This window comes from Adlercreutzia murintestinalis (assembly GCF_943192905.1).
GTDB classification, from domain to species: domain Bacteria; phylum Actinomycetota; class Coriobacteriia; order Coriobacteriales; family Eggerthellaceae; genus Adlercreutzia_A; species Adlercreutzia_A murintestinalis.
Genome location: NZ_CALPCC010000006.1, coordinates 61,053 through 81,953, shown reverse-complemented (window position 1 = coordinate 81,953; position 20,901 = coordinate 61,053). Strand labels below are relative to the sequence as shown.

The window sequence follows — 20,901 nt, the reverse complement described above, 5'->3', positions numbered from 1 at the left end:
GATCATGAAGCACGTCCTCTCCGTTCTAGTGGAGAACAAGCCTGGCGTCCTCTCGCGCGTGACCGGGTTGATATCGCGGCGCGGCTTCAACATCGAGTCGTTGTCGGTGGGTCCCACTGAGGATCCTACGATGAGTCGGGTGACGGCTATCGTGAATGCGGATGAGGTAGGCTATGAGCAGATCACGAAACAGCTGCACAAGCTTATCAGCGTCCACAAGATCACCGACCTGACCGACGAGGGGGCCATCGAGCGCGAACTGGTGCTCATCAAGGTGAACGCGACACCCGATCGTCGTAATGAAATCATCGAGATCGCCAACATCTTCCGTGCGAAGATCGTTGATGTGGGGCGCAGTTCGCTCATCATCGAAGCTACGGGCGACGAAGAGAAACTGCGCGGCCTGGAGGATCTGTTCCGAGCATATGGGCTCAAAGAGGTCATACGCACGGGTAAGATCGCCATGTCGCGTAATTCCAAGGATAGATCAGCCGAGTAGAAAGGGAACATAACACCATGGCTGTCACGATTTATCACGAAGAAGATTGCAACCCGTCCATCATCAAGGACAAGAAGATCGCTGTCATCGGATATGGCAGCCAAGGGCATGCGCATGCCTTGAACCTGAAGGACTCCGGCTGTGATGTCCGCGTGGGTCTGCGCGCGGGGTCGAAGAATATCGAGGCGGCTGAAGAAGCTGGCTTGAAAGTGGTCGATATGGCCACGGCTGCCGAAGAGGCTGACCTGATCATGATTCTTGTTCCCGACGAACTGCAACCGCAGGTCTACGAGGAATATATCGCACCGCATCTGAAAGCCGGCGATACGCTGGCGTTCGCGCACGGCTTCAACATTCACTATGGCTACATCACGCCGCCTGAAGACGTGAACGTGATCATGTGCGCACCGAAGGGGCCAGGCCACATCGTGCGCCGCCAGTACACGGAGGGTTCCGGCGTGCCCGATCTCATTTGCGTTCAGCAGGATGCCACCGGAGATGCGTGGGATATTGCGCTGTCGTATGCATGGGGCGTGGGCGGTGCGCGCTCGGGTGTCATCAAGGCCACGTTCAAGCAGGAGACCGAAGAGGACCTGTTCGGTGAGCAGGCGGTGCTCTGCGGTGGCGTGGTTGAATTGGTGAAGGCGGGCTTCGAGACGCTGGTGGATGCGGGCTATCCGCCTGAGCTGGCGTACTTCGAGTGCTACCACGAGATGAAGATGATCGTGGACCTGATGTATGAGAGCGGCATCCATTTCATGAACTACTCCATCAGCAACACGGCCGAGTATGGCGAGTACTACGCAGGCCCGAAGGTGATCAACGAGCAGAGCCGCGCTGCTATGAAGGAGATCCTGGCGCGCATTCAGGATGGTAGCTTCGCGCGCGAGTTCGTGGAGGATTGCAAGAACGGCCACAAGTGGTTGATCGAGCAGCGTGAGGCCATCAACGACCACGAGATAGAGAAGACCGGCGAGAAGATCCGCGGCATGTTCAGCTGGATCAAGTAGGTTTCGCGCGCTTCAACGGTGCCCGAGACCCTTCGGCGCCGCGCAGCCGCAATCTGCATGTTCAATTCACATTCAAGCCCTATGGTGCCGCGTGATACCGCGTGCCGTGGGGCTTTCGTGTGATACGAAACCGCACCTCGGGCTTCTCGCGTTGTTCCATGACCGCTAAGATGGTTGGCAAGAGATCGACGGATGTTCCTTCTGCGAGAAGCGAGGTATGCATGGCTCAAAAACGCATCGGCGTGATAAGCGATACGCATGGGCCGCTGCCAGCGGAGGCGTTCGATCTGTTCAATGGCGAGTGGAGCGCGGAGCGCCTTGCTGAGGCGGCGGTGAAGCGGTATGAAGTTACCTACGATGCTGAGGGCCGTGCGACGTTGCGCGATGTATGGCCTGAGAGCGCACCGGATGTGCGGGCGTGCGACCTGATCCTGCACGCGGGGGATATCGGCGTGCAGAGCGCGCTCGATGAGCTCGGTGCCATCTGCCGCACGGTAGCGGTGCTCGGCAACAACGATCGTGCGGCCTTCTGGGATTCTGATGGGGGCGTGGGCGATCTGCGCAGCCTCACCTTTGATGGCATCGACATTGCCATGATGCATATTCCGACCGACTTGCGCATTGCTCTGCACGGACGACCGCCCACGGTGGTGGCTGCAGTGAAGGAGATGCCGCAGCTGGCCGTGCATGGGCACACCCATGTGCCCGAGGTGCGGCTGGATGGCGATACGGTGGTGCTCTGCCCCGGTTCGCCGACGCGTTCGCGCAGCGGAAGCGGCCATAACGCTGCACTGGTTGATATTGAGGATGGTCGCGTGGCTGACGTTTATATCATCCGCTTGCCATGACGAAGTTCTTTGCATACCCCGATGAGGCGATGGATTACCTTGCCAAACGCGATACGACGCTCGCGCAGGTGATCGCACAGGTGGGCCGCGTGGAGCGCACTGTGGACGATGATGTGTTCTCGTCTATCGTGAACAGCATCATCGGTCAGCAGATATCAGCCGTGGCGCAGAGGACCATCATCGCTCGTTTGGGTGAGCGTGTGGGCGCGACCACGCCCGATGCGATTGACACGCTCTCAGAAGACGAGCTGCAGGCGCTCGGGATGACGTTTCGCAAAGCGTCCTACATCAAGGACGTGGCGCGCAAGGTGGCAGGCGGGGAGTTCGATCTAGGAGCTCTCGAGCAGATGAGCGACGAAGATGCTATCGCCACGCTGTCCTCTCTCAAGGGGATTGGCCGCTGGACCGCTGAGATGACGCTCCTGTTCAGCATGGGGCGTCAGGATATCCTCGCGTTCGACGATCTGGGCATCCAGCGCGGCATGCGCATGACCTATCATCATCGCAAGATCACCAAGCAGCTTTTCAAGAAGTACCGCCGCCGCTATAGCCCCTATGGCAGCGTCGCGAGCCTTTATTTGTGGGAAGTGGCCCACGGTACCGTTGAGGGCTTCCAGAAGGATTTCGCGCCGAAGAAAAAGTGATGTGCGGCCCTTGACCCTCAAGCGACTTGAGGGCGTACACTTGCTGTGGAGGTGAGGTCCATGATGACCATTGGCGAGGTTTCCAAGTTGACCGGCGTGTCAGAATCCACTTTGCGATACTACGATCAGATAGGGTTGCTGTGCCCGGCGCGAACAGGGGAAAGCGTTGCGAATAATCGGCGGCTCTATTCAGAGGCGGACATCGAGCGCCTTGGGAAGATCATGGTTCTGCAAAAATACGGGCTGGAACTCGATGAGATAGGAGAAGTGCTTGAGCAAGGCTTCTCTGCGATCCAGAGGGTCCTCAAGGATAAGGTGGAAGCGCTCCGTTTCAAGATGAATCAACTGCAAAATCTGATCCTGTTCTCGAAGCTGATCGATATATCGGGTTGCGATCTGTTCGAGGGCCTTGCTTGCGGACCGACGGATATCGATGCTCTGGCCGATGCAGTACGGGATTCTCTGCATTATCAAAAGGCCGTTGAGCGCCTTCGCTCGTATACCGCGGAAGAGCTTGACGAGATGATGGATGAGCTGGATGGGATCGTTCACGGCTTCATGCAGTTGGATGAGGAAGAGGGCTTCGCTGGCGCCGAGCACTGGCTGCGGCAGTTCGCTCAATGGTGGAGCGATCATGTTTTCCCATTTGAGAGCGGTGGGTATTTGGGCTTTTGGGCCATCTTCGAAGACGAGACGGTGATAGCGGCGCGTGCTGAGCAGATCGGTGGGGAAGAGGTGTCGGCGAGCCTGCAGATGTTCGCGCTGTATAGCTGTATGAAGCAGTTGATGCTGGAAGCTGGCGAGCTGATACCCGCTATCGCTGATGCGGTCGATTCGGATGTGGCATCTGCTGTTGGCCGTCTAGGGGATCTGCTGACTCTCTGTGGTGCGCGCATGATGGGTACGATGGCAGAAGACGAGAAAGACGAGGACGCTCTAGCTGAGAAGATACGGGCTTCGGGTGCTATGGCGTTGCGTTGTATGGACGGCATGTTGGAAGATGAAGAGTTGATGGCCTATGTCGATCCGAGCGGTGCAGTGAGCGTGAATCGGGGGCAATTGGAAAAGGTGCGCAAGCTGCTCCATGCGATGACGGAAGAGGGGCGGTCAGAAGGTGAGTAGGTCGCGCACCTGGACGCCTAGTGCATCAGCGATGCGCGCGAGGTCATCGATGCCGACCCCGACGCGTCCGGTCTCGATGCGCCAAATGTGCGATTTGCTGCTGCCTACCATGAGCGCAAGACGGTTCTGCGACAACCCCTGCGTTTCACGCTTTTCGCGGATCGCGCTTCCGAGTGCTTGCCTTTTCTGATCGATATCCATACCTAAAGCGTATGTGCTAGTATGGATATGATGGCTTCAAATATGGTGCCTATTCTACTGATAGTGAAGTGGAGAGAGGGCAGAAGAATGATCAAGAGTGGAAGTGCTGTTCAGTCCAATCCACCCTCAACAAAAGAGCTTGTTGATGCAGAGCCTAATCTTATGCAAGAAAGGGAAGAGTCCTATTTAGGCGTAGTCAACAAATGCCCGAATTGCGGTGATACTGTTAAACCTTTTCAAACGGCATGCGAGAGTTGCGGGTATGTCTTTCAAGCGACGCAGGTGTCTAGATCAGTCAAAGATTTAATGGATAAGATCCAGTCAATTCACGCTGCGTATAATCAGAAGCTTAAAGAAGAAGAAATGACGCCAGAACTAGAAGAATCGTTCAATAAGCAGATAGCCAAGACGATCCGCGACTATGTAATCCCGACAGATATTGAAGCCATATATGATTTTATGCAGTTGGCTGATTTGAATGTAAATAATCTGTCTTTGGCATGCGAGAGTTTAGGGACAAATTCGCAAAAAGCAATATATGAAGCGTGGGAAAACAAATTAGAACAAGCTCACGATAAAGCGCTCAGTACGCACTCAGAGAGTATCTACATGGATACGATAGAGTCGTTCTACCAGAAAAGCCTCAGTGGCATGAATAAGCGAAAGAGACAAGCGAAGAGTCGCTCTCTTTTGAATATCGTTGTACAAAATCTACTGGTTGTTGTAGGTCTTTTATCTGCGATACTTGCCATAGTAGCTCGGATGCTCCATTGGCACTCTGCGCCAATCTTATCCCTCTTGCCGTTAGTTATTCTCATATTTCCAGCATGGTTTCTTGGGAGGACTGATGCGGGAAAAGAAGAGTTACTCGTAGTCTTTGTTGCGGGTATAGGCTGCATCATAATCGGATTCATTGCTGATGGATTAACTCACACCGAAGTTGGACCCATGCTGCAAATGAGTGGTTTAGCAGTGATCATTATAGGTTGCTATCAAACCTTGAAGCGCATGGGGTTGATCAAGTCTCAAAAGGCAGAAGGGGATTAGATCGAAAATCGCGTTTGTTTTGGCTGATAAGCGGTTAATGAGCGAGAGGTTTAGGTGGTCGTTGTGGGCTCATCTTTTATTAAGCTTGGAAGAAAAGGCATGGATCTCATAAGCGCCAAGCTGAATGAGATAGATTCAACCGTGGAGCAAACGAGCCACGCAAGCCCTGAAATTTCATGTCCATGTTGCGGGAGTCGTATAAGCAGTGATGTTAAATTTTGCCCAGAGTGCGGTGCGTCAACAAAACAATGCTCTCTTGCAGCATGTGAAGATTCAAACCCCCCTCTTCAAGAGGTCGATAGAAGAGATGATACTGACCAGGTTGTACGACAAAGCAGTTTCGCGGGTCTTGTTCAAAAATGCCCAAACTGTGGCGCACCAATAGATGCGACAGATGCTATTTGCAACGAATGCGGCTTTAAGATTTCGGGAAGGAAGGCGAATAGTGTCGTAGCTCGCTTTAGCGATCAGCTTATTGCTATAGAGCAAGAGCGAAGGGAAAGCGGTTTGCTGAGCGGCGCCGTTGAAAGCTTGATTAACGCGGGTGGCGTTTCTCGAGCAGACAAGCAAATCATCACCCTCATAAATACATTTCCTATTCCCAATAACATTGAAGAGATCTCAGAATTTATGTTCATGGCCTGCTCGAATATCGATGTAAAGCTTTCAAGGAAAACATTGTTTCCAAAAAACGGGAAAACTGCCGAAGCTGCGATTAGTGATGTATGGGTATCTAAGATGAAGCAGATATATAACAAAGCGAAAATGGCATTTCCTGATGATGAACGCTTTGCGCACATTGAGAGCCTATATGTCGAAAAAATGAATGAACTGAAGATGGATGCATAACAGCTGCCTACCGTTCAGCTGTATCTATGTAAAGGACAGTATAAATGGGATTCTTAAATAGAGCTAAGGGCGGGCTGATGGATGAGATCCGCTGTGACGAACAAGATTATCTGATTTGGAAATGGCGCCCAGAAGGATCGAAGGGTGGTCCCAATACGAGAGAAAATGCGATTCGTCTCGGATCGTCACTGCGCGTGCGTGATGGGGCGGTAGCAGTATTCGTATACAAACAAAAAGACGGTACGATCCAAGACTTCATTGAGGGTCCTTGCGATCAGATTCTCTCTACGAAGAATATTCCAGTTATCGCGAGTGTCATTGGTCTTGCCTATGACGGTGGAACGCCGTTTCAGGCGGAAGTGTATTTTATAAACTTAGCTGACATCATCCAAGTCAAATTTGCTGTTCCGTTTTTCGATGTGTTTGATCCCAGATTCTTGGACTTCGGAGTCCCTACTGCAGTTCGTGGAACATTGACGTTCAATATCAAGGATTACAAGCAGTTTATCAAACTCCATAGACTCGACGAGTTCGATCTTGTGGCTTTCCAAAAGCAAATAAAAGATGCGGTTTCACGCTATGTAAAGGCTGTTGTGGCAAATGCGCCGATGGACTTTGGTCTGCCGGTAATACAAATCGATCGACGCATCACGGAAATCAATGATGCCGCTCTTCCGGCGGTAGTGAAACGCTTGGAGAGCGACTTCGGCGTCAATGTAGCAGGGCTTGATATTGCGACGATTGAAGTAGATAAGATAAGCGAGGGCTATAAGCAGCTTATGGCTGTTACTCGTGATGTGTCAGCTGCTACTGTCCAGGCACAGGCTGAGGTCAATATCAAGAACCTTGCAGACCAGCAGCGCATCAACGCTGAGAATCTTGACGAAACGTTGCGCATTCAGCGTGAAGAGACGCAGTATGCACAACGTAAGAAATCACAGACGGAGTTTTTCCCTGCGTATCAGCTTGAGCAACAGGCAGCTGTTGGGATTGCGGGTGCAGAAGCGCTTGGCAATATGGGGACTAGTGCTTCGATGGGCGGTGATGGTGCTGGTAGCGGAGATGGTCTGAATCCTGGTGCGATGATGGCTGGTCTAGCTATGGGTGGTGCGATCGGTCAGAACATGGCTGGCATGATGAATGGAATGATGTCGGGCATGAGCCAGCCCACAAACGCGCAGACGCCGCCGCCAGTTCCAGTGTCAGGATATCACGTTGTGCAAAACGGGCAGTCTTCGGGGCCATTCGATATGGCCACGCTTGCCCAAATGCTTGCTCTAGGTACGTTTACCGGGGAAAGCCTTGTATGGAAAGAAGGTATGGGGAATTGGGAGAAAGCGGTAACCGTGCAAGAGCTGCAAGGGGTTCTCAATCCGGGTTCGGTTGCAACAATCAATTCAGGCATGCCTCCTATTCCTGAAAGCTAAAGAAAAGAGTGATTATGGATAACGATTTCTTCTATTCACTGGATAAGCTTGTCGAATTCGGGCTAGGCACAGCAGCAGCCACTCAGATGATTCAATCCATGAATGCAGGCATAGACAACATGAGAACACCTGGTGTCGATAATTCGATGCGTTCAAATATGGAAGCCGTGTATTACGTCGCGAAAGACGGTGCTCCTACGGGTCCTTTTCTGTTGACTGAAATAGCCAGGATGGCTTTGAAGGGCGAGGTGGCTAAAGAATCATATGTTTGGAAACCAGGAATGGCTAATTGGGATCTCGTAGAGAACCAGGAAGAAATCATGCGCTTAATTGCTCTCATGCCCCCGCTGGTTATTGCTAGGTGATTCCATATTTTAGTAAGGAGAAAAATGGGTTTACTCGACTTATTGTTAGCGCACGATGACGATGGTGATTTCGAACCTGCCGAAGGTTCTGAATCCGTTGAAATCAGCGATTTAGGAGTGGAAAAGCACAGCTTGTATCTTGATGGCGAATGGGTTACAAGCTGGAATGACCCAGGTTGGGATACTGTCTATGATGGGGACGACATGGCGATTGATTGTCCTGAATGTGGTGCTGACGTGCTCCATTATCACAATGGTCAAGGTTGCTGTATAACGTGTGACGCGACTTTTTCTGATGAAGAAATTGAAGAAATGGCAGGATCCTGGCATTTGTAAGGAAAGTCAGGAAGCTAAGCACTGTCTGGTTTTATCGGTAATAAGGCCTTGTAGATGCGGGGGCCTTATGAGAGTTCGTGATGCGTTAAACTGACACATCACGGTGACTTACTTTGGACGGGCAGGGTTGTGATGACGCTTGAGAACAAGCTGGGGCTAACCGAGCAGGCTGATCTCGCACGCGAAGAAGAGCGTCTCTCAAAAACGAGAGCCGTCGAACTCTTTGAGCGGCAGATGCTTGAGTTGATGGAACCGGGAACTTTCGATAGTTTGAGCAGTATACATGCGCACCTTTTTGGGGATGTGTATGATTTTGCGGGGAAGATCCGTACTGAGAACATCTCAAAAGGTTCGTTTCGTTTCGCGCCTGTCCTCTTCTTGGAAGACTACATCGCCAAGATTGAGGCAATGCCCCACTCAACATATGACGAGATCATCGAGAAGTATGTGGAGATGAATGCCGCGCATCCGTTTCGCGAAGGAAATGGCCGCAGTATGCGTATCTGGCTTGACCAAATGCTCAAGGCATCGCTAGGTGTGGTCGTTGATTGGAGCGCGGTGGACAAAGAGGATTATCTTCTCGCGATGGAGCGCAGCCCGATCAAAGACGTTGAGATCAAGGTTCTTCTCAAGGAGTCGCTCACGGATTCCACTGATGACCGCGATGTGTATATGAAGGGCATCGACGCGAGCTACAATTATGAGGGTTATAACGTATACAGGACTGGCGAGTTGATGTAAAGGAGCGACAAAAAACTCGATGGGCAAGCTTTTCGAGAATCAAACAGTCGCGTATTTCGTTAAGGCTATCCTGCTCGTCGTTTGCTTGATGCTCGTCAGCTGGGTTGCGCCTCACATGCCGTCGGTGCTGCTGCCGCTGTTCTTTATAGCGTATACTGCCATTTCTACCATTGGTGCCTTGTATTACACCGTGATCAACCGGCTGCATCGGCAAAAAAAGCTGGCTGATGCCGGGAACCTCTCAAAGCTGAACAGAAAATGGGTCTGGAGAATGGTCGGCATTCTAGTTGTAGCCATCATCTCTGGGTTCTTTTTCGTTCTTGAATCACCAAAATGGGATGGATATGAGTGGTTGCTCATCTGGATTGCCATTCCACTTTATTTCGGTGTTTTCCGCTTCCTGCAGCATCAGTTGAAGAAAGAGTATGCAACCAAGTTCTATAAGGCCCATGCGATGCGATGGAGCTTTTGGATCGTGGGTGTCATTCTGTGCGCAGCGTATGCGATCATTACGTCGCTGTCGACCTCGCAAAATCATTACGAGACGCTCGCTGCGGCATTCGATGCAGTGCAAGAGCCTTATCAGCATGCGCCGTCTGTCTTGATGGGTGAGATAGAGGGGGTATCTTCTCTTGCAGACGGTCTGACCGCATACGGTATTGGTCAATTCTCCGATGACATCATCATTGTCGGCATCATCTTTAAGGCTATCACGTATGCGTCTGTCTTCTTCGGCCTGGTGAGCCAGTTTGGGTTTTGCCTTCTGAATTTGACCGAGATCAAGAGCGAGTTTCAGATTCTGCCGTCGTATGACGAGGACGATTCCTCGGGTCCGGTTTTGCCGCGTTACCTCATTGCTGGTGCAACTGTAGTCATTGTTACTTATGTCGCATTCTTATGTACCGAGTTCGAGTTTGCCAAGGTACGAGGGACAGGAGAATATGCTTTTATTACTGAATGGGTTGATGAGAATAAGGGAGTTTTGATCGATCTTGCCGATGGAACATATGCCGACATGAAGGATTGGCATATGCAGAAGGAGGCAAGCATCCAGGCGGTAGAAACCGTGTTAGTCGAACGCAACGACCAGTTAACGCCCTTGATCAACGAGTACTATGACCAGTGTCTGAGCAATATCGATCCTTACTTGGATTGGTACTACGGCCCTGCTGGCACGGTTGCCAAACTTATGAAGCCATTCGGTAATCCGATGGCGGGAATGGCCAAAGACGCGTTCTTGGAGCAAATCAAGGCCAGTGCGGATGACGGTAGCATTATGGAATCCTATGCTGAATACCAAGAGAAATTGCGGGCTCTTCAAGAGGAAAGCAGCGCAATATTGACAGTTGCCGAGGTCGGCGCGCTCTTTGGGGGAAGTGACGACGATACTCTGAATCTTTGGGCGCCGCTCGAAGATCCTTCCAATGTGAATGACGTTCTTCTCAATACCGAAGAGGGAGTGAGCCGTGAGGATATGCAGGACAAAGTAGGGGAACTCATCGAACGGGCTCGGGAAGACTCTTTATCGAAAATCAAATATGAGAACTGACGCATTCATGACGTGATACGGCTACGATGCTTGAGTCGTAATATTAGGCGTACTCGTTTTATCGGACTTGCCGATCGTGCCAGCTTCGTCCTTTCCCGCCTTCGTGGTGGTGCGCTGCATGAGGATGGCGCCCACCAAGAACGGCAGCCAAAACACGATGGCGCGATAAACCATGATGATGGCCATGCCGGTTGCTTGCTCGATACCGAAGAGCGTGAATGCCACAAGCGACACGCCTTCCACAACACCGACACCTTGCGGTACCGGGGAGAACATGGCAAACAGGGTGGCCACCACATATCCGCATACCATCGCTTGCACGTCATGCACGCCAAACGCCGCGCATACCAGCGCGAAGCTGCCCATCTCGAAGATGCAACCGCCAGCAGAAAAGGCCAACTCGCGCGCGATATCGCCTTTGTTCTTCACGATGAGCTTGGCGGATTCCGCATACGTGTCGACCATATTCTTGACGAACGCATCGACTGTGTTGCGATGTAATCGCGCAGCCACTTTGTCGATCAGCTTCTCAAGGGGTGCAGCAATTTTGAGCAACCAATCGGGCTTCGCGGCCGCCAGCGCCATGGCCCCGGTCAGGATGCCCACGAACACGAACGCAGCAAGCCCCATAATGAGCCACCCGGTTTGCAAGTGCCCGGCTGCTGCAAGCCCGGCAAATGCGAGCACCATCACGAGAAGAAACCCGATGCTGACAGAAACCTGTCTCAGCAGTGCAGCCCCGGTAGCAGCTCCAGTAGGGATACCGCGCTTCGATGCTTCGGCGATCACCACGGAGGTGCCCGACATGTTCCCCGAAGGGATGACGGTATCGATGAAATACGTTTGGAATACCAGCTTCACGTTCTCTTTGAATGGCATGCGCTCGTTCACGGCGCGGAAGCACCACTTAAATGATGCTGCCTGTGCCAGATACCGCGCCAGTTCTCCCACTACCGCTAGGATCAGCAAGAAAGGAGAGCCATGTTGGATGGTCTCGGCCAAACGCTCAAGTTGGTCGCCACGCATGAAGATAACCGCCAGAACAACGACGGCGATCAATCCTGCGCATATTTTTCCCATGGTCTTCTTCATGGTGACTTCCTTGACCTTAGGGTGCATTATCTATCACCATGGGTGCTGCGCGACGCACGCGAAGAAGTTGAAAGCAATCTGATGAACGCCGCGCCGGGCATATCGGACCGACCCGTTTCCCGTTCGCTCAGCGGCGGTGGTAAGCTTGCTTGGAAACTGCGGTAAGGGGTGAGAGACACTGGATTCTTCGCACGGCACATATAACGCTTCGGAGCAATGCGCCTCGCTTTCATTCTGTGCCTGCGGCACCACGGCAACCGTATCGCTTTGGGGTCTTTCCAAGCAACCTGCTCTTCAAGCGTTGAACGCTGCATATGAAGCATGCAGGCGATATGAACGATTGCTCTCGCGTTTCCGGTCGGATTCGGACATCGTTCGCCTCAATGCTGCGCGTGGCGCGCGGGTCGATGTGCACGCCGATACGCTCGCGGTGCTTACGTGCGCGCTGCGGTTCTGCGCGCTTTCTGACGGCGTGTTCGACATCACCACAGCGCCGCTCTCGTCGCTGTGGGATTTCAAAAAACAAACGGTGCCAGATCGTGCGCGCTTGCAGGAAGCGGCGCATCACGTGGGATGGCGCGGCATCACGTGTGGCACGGATGAAGCGGGCCCCTGGGTGCGCCTGGCTGATGCCCATGCGGCACTTGACGTCGGCGGTATCGCGAAGGGATGGATTGCTGATCGAGTAGGTGCGCTTCTTAAGGAGCATGGTGCGACAGGTTACCTTGTCGATATGGGCGGCGATATCTGCATGGGCGGCCGCAAACCGGCGGACGCATGCTGGCGCATCGGCGTGCGCGATCCGGCCAACAAGAAGCGCACCGCTTTCGTGCTCGAACTTGATGAGGGCGGCGTTGTTACCAGTGGCACATACGAGCGTTCGTTCGTCCGCACGGGCACGCTCTACCATCACATTCTCGATCCTGCTACTGGCATGCCGTTTTCTTGTCAGTATGCCTCGGTTACGGTAGTTGCTTCTTGCGCAGCTATCGCTGAGGGCCTTTCCAGTGCGGCGCTCGTGCGTGGGCCTGCGTTCGCTCGACGCGTGCTTGCGCTGGTGCCAGAAGCGCGCGCATTTCACTTTCTTGATGCTGATGGCCGCCAGGAAAGCGTTGTACGTCCAGCGATGTCTGCTGGCCTCTGACGATAACTCCTACGATCCTGCTTCGCCTGATCGCAGAAAAGCGCAGTTCAGAACCTCATACCAACGGTATGGCTTACCGTGCGGACTCATCATCTTCGCCTGAAAAACGCGATAACAGCTTATGTGGGGGAGAGCGATCCTAAGGCTCGGTCGTATCTTTCTCTCACTCGGATTCGTTTCGATTTCGACGCGAAATCACCGGGCGCACCACCAGCGCAGCGGAGGGCACGAGAAGAAGCGCCGAGGACACACGATCAGTCGAGAGAGAGAAGGATCTATGTCTGAAACAGAAGTGGTGGAGTATCACTGGGGTGAGACGAACGGCAAGAAGTACCGCCGTGGCACGCGCCACGCAAAGAATCCGAGCCCGCCAAAGCCGGCAGCCGAGACTCCTGAGGTCCCGTGGACATGGGAAGAAGACGGCATGACGGTCATCCGCGGTACCGCGCGTAGCGCGCCGGGCTGCCACAACGTGTGCGGCATCTTGTCGTATGTGAAAGATGGCAAGCTCGTAAAAGTGGAGGGCGACCCGGAGGACCCCTACAATCAAGGACGCTTATGCAGCAGGTGCTTGTGCATTCCCGATTATGTGTACCACGAGGATCGTCTGCTCTATCCGATGAAGCGCGCACGCGAGGATCGTGGCAAGGATGCGTTCGAGCGTATCAGCTGGGACGAGGCGTATGATCTCATCGTAGAGAACTTCAAGAAGGTGGCCGACGAATACGGCGCAGACAAGATCGCGTGTTGTCAGGGTACCGGGCGCGACATCCACCAGATCACGCGCATTAATGCAACCTGCGGTAGTCCGAACGAGGGCGTGCCGTACTTCGCAGGCAATTCGTGCTATTTGCCGCGCATTGCTTCTATGGCATGCATGTTGGGCGACCCGTGCGTGATGGACTGCTCGCAGTTTCTGCCGAAGCGCTATGACGACCCGCGCTACGAGGTGCCGGAATACTGCATCGTCTGGGGCCATCAGCCCTTCTACAGCAATGCGGACGGCTTCTATGGGCATTGGATTTTGGACCTGATGAAGCGCGGCATGAAGGTGGCCGTGGTCGATCCGAAGCTCACCTGGATCGCGGCGAAGGCGGGCGAGGACTGGTTGCGTGTGCGTCCTGGCGGCGACGGTGCGCTGGCCATGGCCATGCTCAAGGTTATCTGCGACGAGAAGCTCTACGATCAAGATTTTTGCGACAAATGGGTCTACGGCTTAGATGCGGTCTGCGGACGCGTCGCAGAGATGGACCTTGATGAGCTTTGCGAGCGCGCGTGGGTAGCGAAAGAGGATGCGCAACGCGTGGCGCGTCGCTATGCGGCCGCGAAGCCCGCGGCCATCCAGTGGGGTGTGGCCCTTGACCAGCAAACAGGCGGCCAGCAGGCAGCGCACGCGGTAACGGCGCTGTGGTGCATCACGGGCAACCTTGATGTGCCGGGTGGCAACGTGATCGGTCAGGCGTGTTGGGGCATCGAACAGCCCAACTGGACGGGTTGCTGGGGCTATGATGAGCTTCTCACGCAGGAAGAATCAGCCAAGCGCATCGGCATTGAGCGCTATCCGATGTTCGCGGTTGGCTTTAAGAACCTCTCGTCGAACGCCACTATTGAAGCGTGGCAACGTGGCGAGGTGCCCATTCGCGCAGCGTACTTTGCGACCAACAACTTCCTTGCCACCATGGGCGCGCAAGCCGAGCAACAACTGGAATGGTACAAGCAGATCGATTTCATCGTGTTCCAAGACCTCTTCATGACGCCATCCATGATGGCGCTGGCCGACGTGGTGCTCCCTGCGGCCACATATGCCGAACGCAATGGATTCGGTGGTTTGAATCCGTATCGCATCAGTTGCATCACGCAGGCAATCGAGCCGGTGGGCGAGACGAAGGCTGACAACACCATCTTCCTTGAATTGGGCAAGCGTCTGGCTGAGGCGCTGCGTCCGGGCAATGCGGATATCGCCTGGCCGTGGGAGACGGTGGAAGAGATGTGGGACTACGCGCTCGAAGACGGCGGCTTCACGTGGGAAGAGCTTCGCGATTCGGTATGGAAGTACCCTGAGTTCGAGTATCGCAAATACGAGAAAGGCCTGCTGCGCCCTGACGGTCAGCTGGGCTTCTCAACCGAGACCGGCCGCGCAGAGATCTACTCGATGGTGTTCCATCACACCTCGTGGAGCGGTCTTGATCCGCTGCCGAGCTATGTGGAGCCGGTGGAGAGCCCTTATTCCAACCCTGAGGCGGTAGAAGAGCTGCCCTACATCGTGACCTCGGGGGCGCGGGTGCCGCACTTCTTCCACTCTGAGCAGCGTCAGGTGAAGAAGCTGCGCAATCTGCATCCCGATCCGCTCTGCTATATCCACCCCGAGACAGCCGCTAAGCATGGCATCGCCGAGGGTGACTGGATGTGGCTTGAGAATCAGCATGGTCGCTGCAAGTACAAAGCCGCGTTCGATGAGAACTACGATCCGCGCGTCATGCAATGCGACCATGGCTGGTGGTTCCCCGAGCGCAAGGATCAGGCCGAAGAGAACACTGCCGACGAGAAGGCGGGCCTGTTCGGGGTGTTCGAGTCTCAGATCAACAACCTCGTTCCCTTCGATGCGGGCGTGTCGGGCTTCGGATCGAACTACAAAACCATGATGTGCCGCATCTACAAGGATGGTGATACGCCAAGCCCTCTTACGTGCGTGCCCGCAGGGCAAACCGTTGCGGCAGACGCTCCGGTAGCCGCCGACGTGCACCCGCAGACTCAAGATCGTCCCGAACCCGTCGCATAGCAAAGAGAGGCAAGAGCAATGGCAAATCAGGGAATACTCATCGATACGAATTACTGCACTGGTTGCGAGGCCTGCGTGCTGGCCTGCCAGCAGGAGAACGGCTACACCGAGAAGCAGTTTGGCGTGCGCATTAGCCAGCTAGGACCGCTTGCTATCGATGCGGCGAACAAGCACTACGAATACGACTACATTCCACAGTTCACCGAGTGGTGCAATCTGTGCGAGAGCCGTACGGCAAAAGGGAAGAAACCCAGTTGCGTTCAGCATTGCCAGGCGCAGTGCCTGGAGTGGGGAGACGTGGCTGAACTTGCGGCGAAGATCTCATCACCCAAGCAGATGGTCGTGGCCGTTAAATAGGCGGCCGAACAATCAGGAAAACGCCGACGGTGCCTCGGGCACCCCTAGGCCCGAGACCGTCGGCTTTCCATATACGCTGCGCTGCTTGGAAGAGCAGCCGATATGAAGGAGGACCAGCATGGGCATGGAGGATATCGTCGAGCGTTTGGATCACGTTGACGTGCGAGCACCGCGCCCGTTCAGTCATACGGTCAGCGCCACCGAGCGCGAGCAGGGCCGCATTGACTGGCGTATCCGCAACGCAGAGAACATGCGGAAGATGAAGCAACACGTGGTGAATCCCATCTATCAGGATTGAGCGATACGCGATACGCACCACGACAGAGAAGACGCTCAGATGAGCACAAAGCTCGAATGCGAGCGAACGATCCCAAGGAGGGAACATGGAAGGTTTCAAGGTTATCGATTGCAACATGCACTTTCTGCCGACCGATCTTTTCACGAACAAGAAGATCCTGAACGGCTTTCTGTATTCAGCGCCCATCACCTTCGGCATCAAAACATACGTCGATAAGACGCCCGACGGCAAGCATGACCAGGTAGTCGTTGCGACCGAAGATGGTCAGGAGATCCTGAACTACGTCGAAGGCGACTACACGTTGGAGGCGAAACTCCAGGCGATGGACGAGGTCGGTGTCGATGTCGCTATGCTGCGCATGCCGGTATGGCAGGAATGGCTGCCGCTCGAGATCTGCAAAGAGGTCAACGATCAGGCTGCCGATATGTGCAAGAAGTCGAATGGGCGCTTGGTGGCCAATGCGGTCGTGCCACCTTGGGGACGACCCGAGGATATCGACGAGCTGAAGCGCTGCGTTGAGGAACTGGGCATGGTGGGCGTGCAGCTTGCCTGCTCTTACGGGAACAAGTTCTTGGACGATCCGCTGTTCAAGCCGTACATGAAATACATCAACGATCACAACATCCCCGCGGTCATTCACCATACGCCCGGTCAGAACTCCTTCGGTATGTTCCAGGAATACACGCCTTTGCGGCGTGAGCTGGGCCGCATCACCGTGCAGGCAACTGCGGTCGGTCGCGAGCTGTACTCCGGTATGTTCGACGAGTTCCCGAACCTCAAGTTCGTGCATACCATGTTCGGCGGCAACTGGTTCGCCTTGCAGAACCTGCTGGCCCCCCATGTCTCCACCAAGAAGAAGGAGGCGATGAATCGTCTGGCCACCAACATCACGCGTGAAGACTATTTCCGATATCTCAAGAACAACATCTTCTTCGACTCCACGCATCCGATGAGCTGGAGCAAAGAGGAACTGGAGTGCGCGGTGCAGGTCTGCGGGGCTGACCACATTCTGCTGGGTTCGTCGTTCCCGGTGTTCTACGAGTGGATGGCCCGATCGGTCGGCGCTATCAACGCTCTTGATATCACCGAAGAAGATCGCACGTTGATCCTGGGCGGTAACGCCGCGCGCATTTTTAACCTGTAAAAGCTGCCGAAAGGCCCTTGGTTGCAGCGGGTCTGTGCGGCGCGCTGCAATCATTACAAAAGAGGGAGAACAATCATGAGCAATCCGAACGCTGCTGCCCAGGCACCGGATCAGAGCAAGCCCGTCGAAAAGACGCCATCGTATGCATGGCCGTGTCTGATCGTGTCGCTGCTGGCTGCGGTATCCATCGTGTTTGCGTGGATGTGGCTGCCAGGCGTCACGTTCCCGGTTTTCAAGAACTGGCTGGCTGCGAATAACCCGCTGTTCGAGAATCCTGCGAATTTCGGTCTTCTGTCCAACGTGATGGGTCTGGTGCCCATCGGTGCTCTTATCATGGCGCTGCCCACGACGGGCATCGTGCGCAAATGGGGCGCGAAGATCACCACCATCATCGGTCTGGCGCTCGCCATCATCGGCACCGCGCTCAGCGCTGGCACGGTCGGCACCAACTTCTACCTGTTCTTGGTAGGGCGTTTCATCTTGGGTCTTGGACTTTCCACGACGGTGGTCGCAGGGCCAACGTGCGTCTCCATCTGGTTCCCTGATGCAACGCGAGGTCGCGCCATGGCCATCTGGTCGTGCTGGGCGCCCATCGGCATCTTCTTGAGCAATTTCGTCAACGACGGCGTTTACAACGCGGTGGGTCAGTCGATCGCGAACGTGCAATGGGTCTGGTGCGCTCTTGCGGTTGTGATGCTGATCGTGTTTGCTGTGGTGTTTCGCGCACCTCGCGAGGATGAGCGCTCGCAGGTCTCTCCGGTGCGCAAGCCGCTCAAAGAGGTGCTCTATCTGTTCAAGAACCGCCAGCTGTGGTGTCTCATCATCATGTTCCTTATCTTCAACTACATGAATTACGCGTTCAGCCAATATCTCAAGACTTGGCTGCAAACTCCTGAGCTGTTGGGCGGCTTCGGATGGGATGCTGCCACCGCGGGCATCTGGGGCGGCTTGATCTGCGCATGCGGCGCGCTCGCTCCTATTGGCGGGTTCATCTTGGACAAGACGCCAAAAAGCTACAAGTATCTCTGCGTGGTCGTGGGCATTACCGGCCTGACCATCTGTTCGGCTCTGGCGTTTCAGGCGCAGTTCTTCATCCCGTACGTGCTGTTTTTCTGCATTGGCAACATGATGCTCAATGCATGCTGCCGCCCGCTCGTGCCCACGTTCGTGTTCAAGGGCGGCCAGACTGCGGTGGCCTTCGGGCTTTCCTTGTTGACCCTTGGTCAGTATGCGGGGCAGATCGCAACGAGCTATGTGCTCGCGCCGTTCAATGAAGGTCTGACGGCCGCATCGAATGTGGCCATCAATGCCAAGCAGGCGGTATTGGCATCGGGCGGTACGTCGGCTGATTTCGGTCCTGCTATCGGTGCTGCGGTCCAGGAAGCTCTGGGGCAGGGCATCCATGTCGATCCGATGCTTGCATTCTGGGCGCTCGTCCCGGTTGGTGTGGTGGGCATCATCTTGTCGATCGGCGTGAAGCCTTCGAAGAGCGTTGCTGGCGCGCGCAGCGGGGCAGCTTCGGATCCTGGCTCTGATGCGAACGAGCAGAAAGCCGAAGCGTCCGAGTAGGAGCGTCGAGCACGGAAGTACGCGAAGCGGCCGGTGGTCGTTCGCGTCTGGAGAGGCGGGTGCATGCCCGCCTCTCCGCATATGCGGCACCGAGCACGCGCTGACCGGCAAGGTGCTCTAAGCTCTGACGACAGGACCGTGCCGCCATCATGCGGAATGCGTCTACCGCGGTGCTGGTATGAGCGCTATAATCCTGGTAGCGCTACGCACGATAGAAGTCGCAGGACATATCGTTGTAATGGGCGTCATACCCTTTTCAGCTCAGGAGTGGTACCAGATGGCCAGCTCGTTTATCGACCGCGCATTACGCATGTCGGCGGTTGAGTTGATCAGCTTAGTGGGCTTCTCGTTTCTCATGGCATGGATGTTCCTGTGCTTTTTCTGGCTGTTCTGCGAGTTTCCGCCTCAGGTGCCCGTGCAGGTTCGCGATGCGTCGCAAGCCGCGGTGTTCGCGGGCATGGCCTTAGGCTATGCGCTCTTGGCGGGGTTGGGGCGCCTTCCACGCTTCAATGTGTTCTCCGGCTTGGCGGTGGGTACGGAGGTGATCTGCTCGGTGTTGCTGCCGCTCGTGGCGTGCTCCATGCATAACGGTATGCATATTCCCCTTGCCGTGGTGTGCGGTGCGAATGTGCTTGCCGGTATCGCAGGCGCCGCATTGACAACGTCATGGCTGGACGTGCTCAGTCGGGTGGGCACTGAATTGTACGGTCGCTTCACGGGTTTCGGCTTTGTCGGTGGTGCGCTCTTGTTCACCTTCGCCACCGCCGCGCCTGCTGCGATGCAATCGGTGTTCGGGCTGGCCTACGCGCTTTTCAGCATCGTACTCCTGCTCTTCGCAACACAGCACGCCAGCGCGAACGACCAAGCAGCCCCTTTGGAGTCGACCGAGAGCACGTGGTGCTTCACGAAAGAGATCGAGCCGTCATTCTTCGTATTCGGCATCGTGTTCGCGCTCAACTTCCTCTTTCTGTTCAATTCTGGTCACGATGAGGTGCTTGTTGGCATGCTGTCGGTGATCCCGGGCGCATTGGCTATAGCCATCATCGGTTTTCGCAAGAACCGTTTGGGCATCACGGTGCTCCAACGCATGGTGGTGGTGGCTGGCGTGGTTATGTGCGTGGTCGTACCGGTGGCGCCTCCGATCGTGCAGCTGGTGTGTTCGGGTGCGATGTGCGCAGTGTGGGGCGCATTCAAAGCGGTGAATTACGCGTTCATCATGAAGAAATGCGTAGCTGGCCGCACGTCTCCGTTCTTTCGCCAAGCGCCCCTGCGGTTGTTCGTTACCACGTTCGGATTCGCCGTCGGCTGGGGCGTGGCGTCACTTGTCACCGTGATCTATGGCGCTCATGCTGAGGCATTCGCTACTGTGAGGCTGATCACGGCGATCGCGCTCGTGTGCGTTGTGATGATCTTCTTTCCCGTCGGGAGGCATCATCCCTCAGACGGTAGCGCTGATGATGGATCGGAGCGTGGTGTTACGGTATCGGTTCACATGGACGAATCTGAGCTGTTCGAGCGGCGATGCGCTGCTATTGCACGACTCTATCAGCTCTCTCCGCGCGAATCGGATATCCTCGCGTATCTTGCGCGTGGTCGTAATGCCTCATGGATACAAGAGGAGTTGACCATTTCGCCTCATACGGTGAAGAGTCATATCTACAACATCTACCGCAAGATAGATATCCACTCCCAGCAGAAGTTGATGTCGTTCGTGGAAGAGTTCCCCCTTGACGAGAGCGGCCGCGCTTGATGCGTGGCGCTCTTCGCGCGAGCGACGGGTGCTTCATGAAAGCGCCTCGCTCTTCTCGGTAAGCGTTTTCTTTCACCTGTTCAGAGCCTCATACTAATGGGCTGATTTCCTGGCAAGCATACCCATCGCG

Annotated in this window: 21 protein-coding genes; 19 read left to right on the top strand and 2 right to left on the bottom strand. The window is 54.9% G+C overall.

Annotated elements, in window-relative coordinates:
- Positions 1-4: 4 nt before the first annotated feature.
- From ilvN to NFR19_RS03100, 5 genes are all read left to right on the top strand, one after another.
- Positions 5-499 (top strand): acetolactate synthase small subunit, encoded by a 495-nt coding sequence (gene ilvN, locus NFR19_RS03120; RefSeq protein WP_251212325.1) that lies wholly within the window; start codon positions 5-7, stop codon positions 497-499.
- A gap of 17 nt (positions 500-516) precedes the next feature.
- Positions 517-1,509 carry a ketol-acid reductoisomerase gene (gene ilvC / locus NFR19_RS03115; RefSeq protein WP_251212324.1) on the top strand — a complete coding sequence of 331 codons (993 nt, stop codon included), beginning with the start codon at positions 517-519 and terminating at the stop codon, positions 1,507-1,509.
- A gap of 221 nt (positions 1,510-1,730) precedes the next feature.
- Positions 1,731-2,357, top strand: a complete 627-nt coding sequence (locus NFR19_RS03110; RefSeq protein WP_251212323.1) for a metallophosphoesterase family protein — start codon at positions 1,731-1,733, stop codon at positions 2,355-2,357.
- Positions 2,354-3,001 carry a DNA-3-methyladenine glycosylase family protein gene (locus NFR19_RS03105; protein WP_251212322.1) on the top strand — a complete coding sequence of 216 codons (648 nt, stop codon included), beginning with the start codon at positions 2,354-2,356 and terminating at the stop codon, positions 2,999-3,001. Before NFR19_RS03110 ends, NFR19_RS03105 begins: the two co-directional genes overlap by 4 nt.
- Before the next feature lie 60 nt (positions 3,002-3,061).
- Entirely contained in the window at positions 3,062-4,123 is a 1,062-nt protein-coding gene (locus tag NFR19_RS03100; RefSeq protein ID WP_251212321.1) for a MerR family transcriptional regulator, read from the top strand.
- On the opposite strand, the gene NFR19_RS03095 is transcribed toward NFR19_RS03100, so the two are convergent.
- Positions 4,109-4,324: a helix-turn-helix domain-containing protein gene (locus NFR19_RS03095; protein WP_251212320.1), complete on the bottom strand. Its 216-nt coding sequence runs from the start codon at positions 4,322-4,324 to the stop codon at positions 4,109-4,111. The two genes, NFR19_RS03100 and NFR19_RS03095, sit on opposite strands and share 15 nt — an antisense overlap.
- Before the next feature lie 21 nt (positions 4,325-4,345).
- Here NFR19_RS03095 and NFR19_RS03090 point away from each other — a divergent pair, with 21 nt between their 5' ends.
- The 7 genes from NFR19_RS03090 (at position 4,346) to NFR19_RS03060 (ending at position 10,638) form a co-directional block, all read left to right on the top strand.
- Complete coding sequence (locus NFR19_RS03090; RefSeq protein ID WP_251212319.1) at positions 4,346-5,371, top strand: zinc ribbon domain-containing protein; 1,026 nt, start codon at positions 4,346-4,348, stop codon at positions 5,369-5,371.
- 54 nt (positions 5,372-5,425) lie between these two features.
- Positions 5,426-6,220 (top strand): zinc ribbon domain-containing protein, encoded by a 795-nt coding sequence (locus tag NFR19_RS03085; protein WP_251212318.1) that lies wholly within the window; start codon positions 5,426-5,428, stop codon positions 6,218-6,220.
- A 77-nt stretch (positions 6,221-6,297) separates the two neighbouring features.
- Entirely contained in the window at positions 6,298-7,647 is a 1,350-nt protein-coding gene (locus tag NFR19_RS03080) for an SPFH domain-containing protein (protein WP_251212317.1), read from the top strand.
- A 14-nt stretch (positions 7,648-7,661) separates the two neighbouring features.
- Complete coding sequence (locus NFR19_RS03075; RefSeq protein WP_251212316.1) at positions 7,662-8,012, top strand: DUF4339 domain-containing protein; 351 nt, start codon at positions 7,662-7,664, stop codon at positions 8,010-8,012.
- A gap of 24 nt (positions 8,013-8,036) precedes the next feature.
- Positions 8,037-8,348 carry a hypothetical protein gene (locus NFR19_RS03070; protein ID WP_251212315.1) on the top strand — a complete coding sequence of 104 codons (312 nt, stop codon included), beginning with the start codon at positions 8,037-8,039 and terminating at the stop codon, positions 8,346-8,348.
- Positions 8,349-8,480: 132 nt separating this feature from the next.
- Complete coding sequence (gene fic / locus NFR19_RS03065) at positions 8,481-9,089, top strand: protein adenylyltransferase Fic (RefSeq protein WP_251212314.1); 609 nt, start codon at positions 8,481-8,483, stop codon at positions 9,087-9,089.
- Positions 9,090-9,108: 19 nt separating this feature from the next.
- Positions 9,109-10,638 (top strand): hypothetical protein, encoded by a 1,530-nt coding sequence (locus NFR19_RS03060; protein ID WP_251212313.1) that lies wholly within the window; start codon positions 9,109-9,111, stop codon positions 10,636-10,638.
- A 21-nt stretch (positions 10,639-10,659) separates the two neighbouring features.
- On the opposite strand, the gene NFR19_RS03055 is transcribed toward NFR19_RS03060, so the two are convergent.
- On the bottom strand, positions 10,660-11,730 hold the full coding sequence (locus tag NFR19_RS03055; protein ID WP_251212312.1) for a lysylphosphatidylglycerol synthase transmembrane domain-containing protein: 1,071 nt from the start codon (positions 11,728-11,730) through the stop codon (positions 10,660-10,662).
- Positions 11,731-11,908: 178 nt separating this feature from the next.
- On the opposite strand from NFR19_RS03055, the gene NFR19_RS03050 reads away from it, so the two are divergent.
- From NFR19_RS03050 to NFR19_RS03020, 7 genes are all read left to right on the top strand, one after another.
- Entirely contained in the window at positions 11,909-12,874 is a 966-nt protein-coding gene (locus tag NFR19_RS03050; RefSeq protein ID WP_285813441.1) for an FAD:protein FMN transferase, read from the top strand.
- A gap of 277 nt (positions 12,875-13,151) precedes the next feature.
- Entirely contained in the window at positions 13,152-15,653 is a 2,502-nt protein-coding gene (locus NFR19_RS03045) for a molybdopterin-dependent oxidoreductase (RefSeq protein WP_251212310.1), read from the top strand.
- Between the two features lie 18 nt (positions 15,654-15,671).
- Complete coding sequence (locus tag NFR19_RS03040; RefSeq protein WP_251212309.1) at positions 15,672-16,010, top strand: 4Fe-4S binding protein; 339 nt, start codon at positions 15,672-15,674, stop codon at positions 16,008-16,010.
- A gap of 118 nt (positions 16,011-16,128) precedes the next feature.
- Positions 16,129-16,308 carry a hypothetical protein gene (locus NFR19_RS03035; RefSeq protein WP_251212308.1) on the top strand — a complete coding sequence of 60 codons (180 nt, stop codon included), beginning with the start codon at positions 16,129-16,131 and terminating at the stop codon, positions 16,306-16,308.
- A gap of 85 nt (positions 16,309-16,393) precedes the next feature.
- A complete protein-coding gene (locus NFR19_RS03030) occupies positions 16,394-17,452 on the top strand; it encodes an amidohydrolase family protein (protein WP_251212307.1) in 1,059 nt (352 codons plus the stop codon).
- A 75-nt stretch (positions 17,453-17,527) separates the two neighbouring features.
- The gene (locus NFR19_RS03025) at positions 17,528-19,021 is read left to right on the top strand and encodes an MFS transporter (RefSeq protein ID WP_251212306.1); all 1,494 of its coding nucleotides are present in this window, start codon (positions 17,528-17,530) and stop codon (positions 19,019-19,021) included.
- Between the two features lie 178 nt (positions 19,022-19,199).
- Positions 19,200-20,771: a helix-turn-helix transcriptional regulator gene (locus NFR19_RS03020; RefSeq protein ID WP_251212305.1), complete on the top strand. Its 1,572-nt coding sequence runs from the start codon at positions 19,200-19,202 to the stop codon at positions 20,769-20,771.
- Positions 20,772-20,901: the final 130 nt, after the last annotated feature.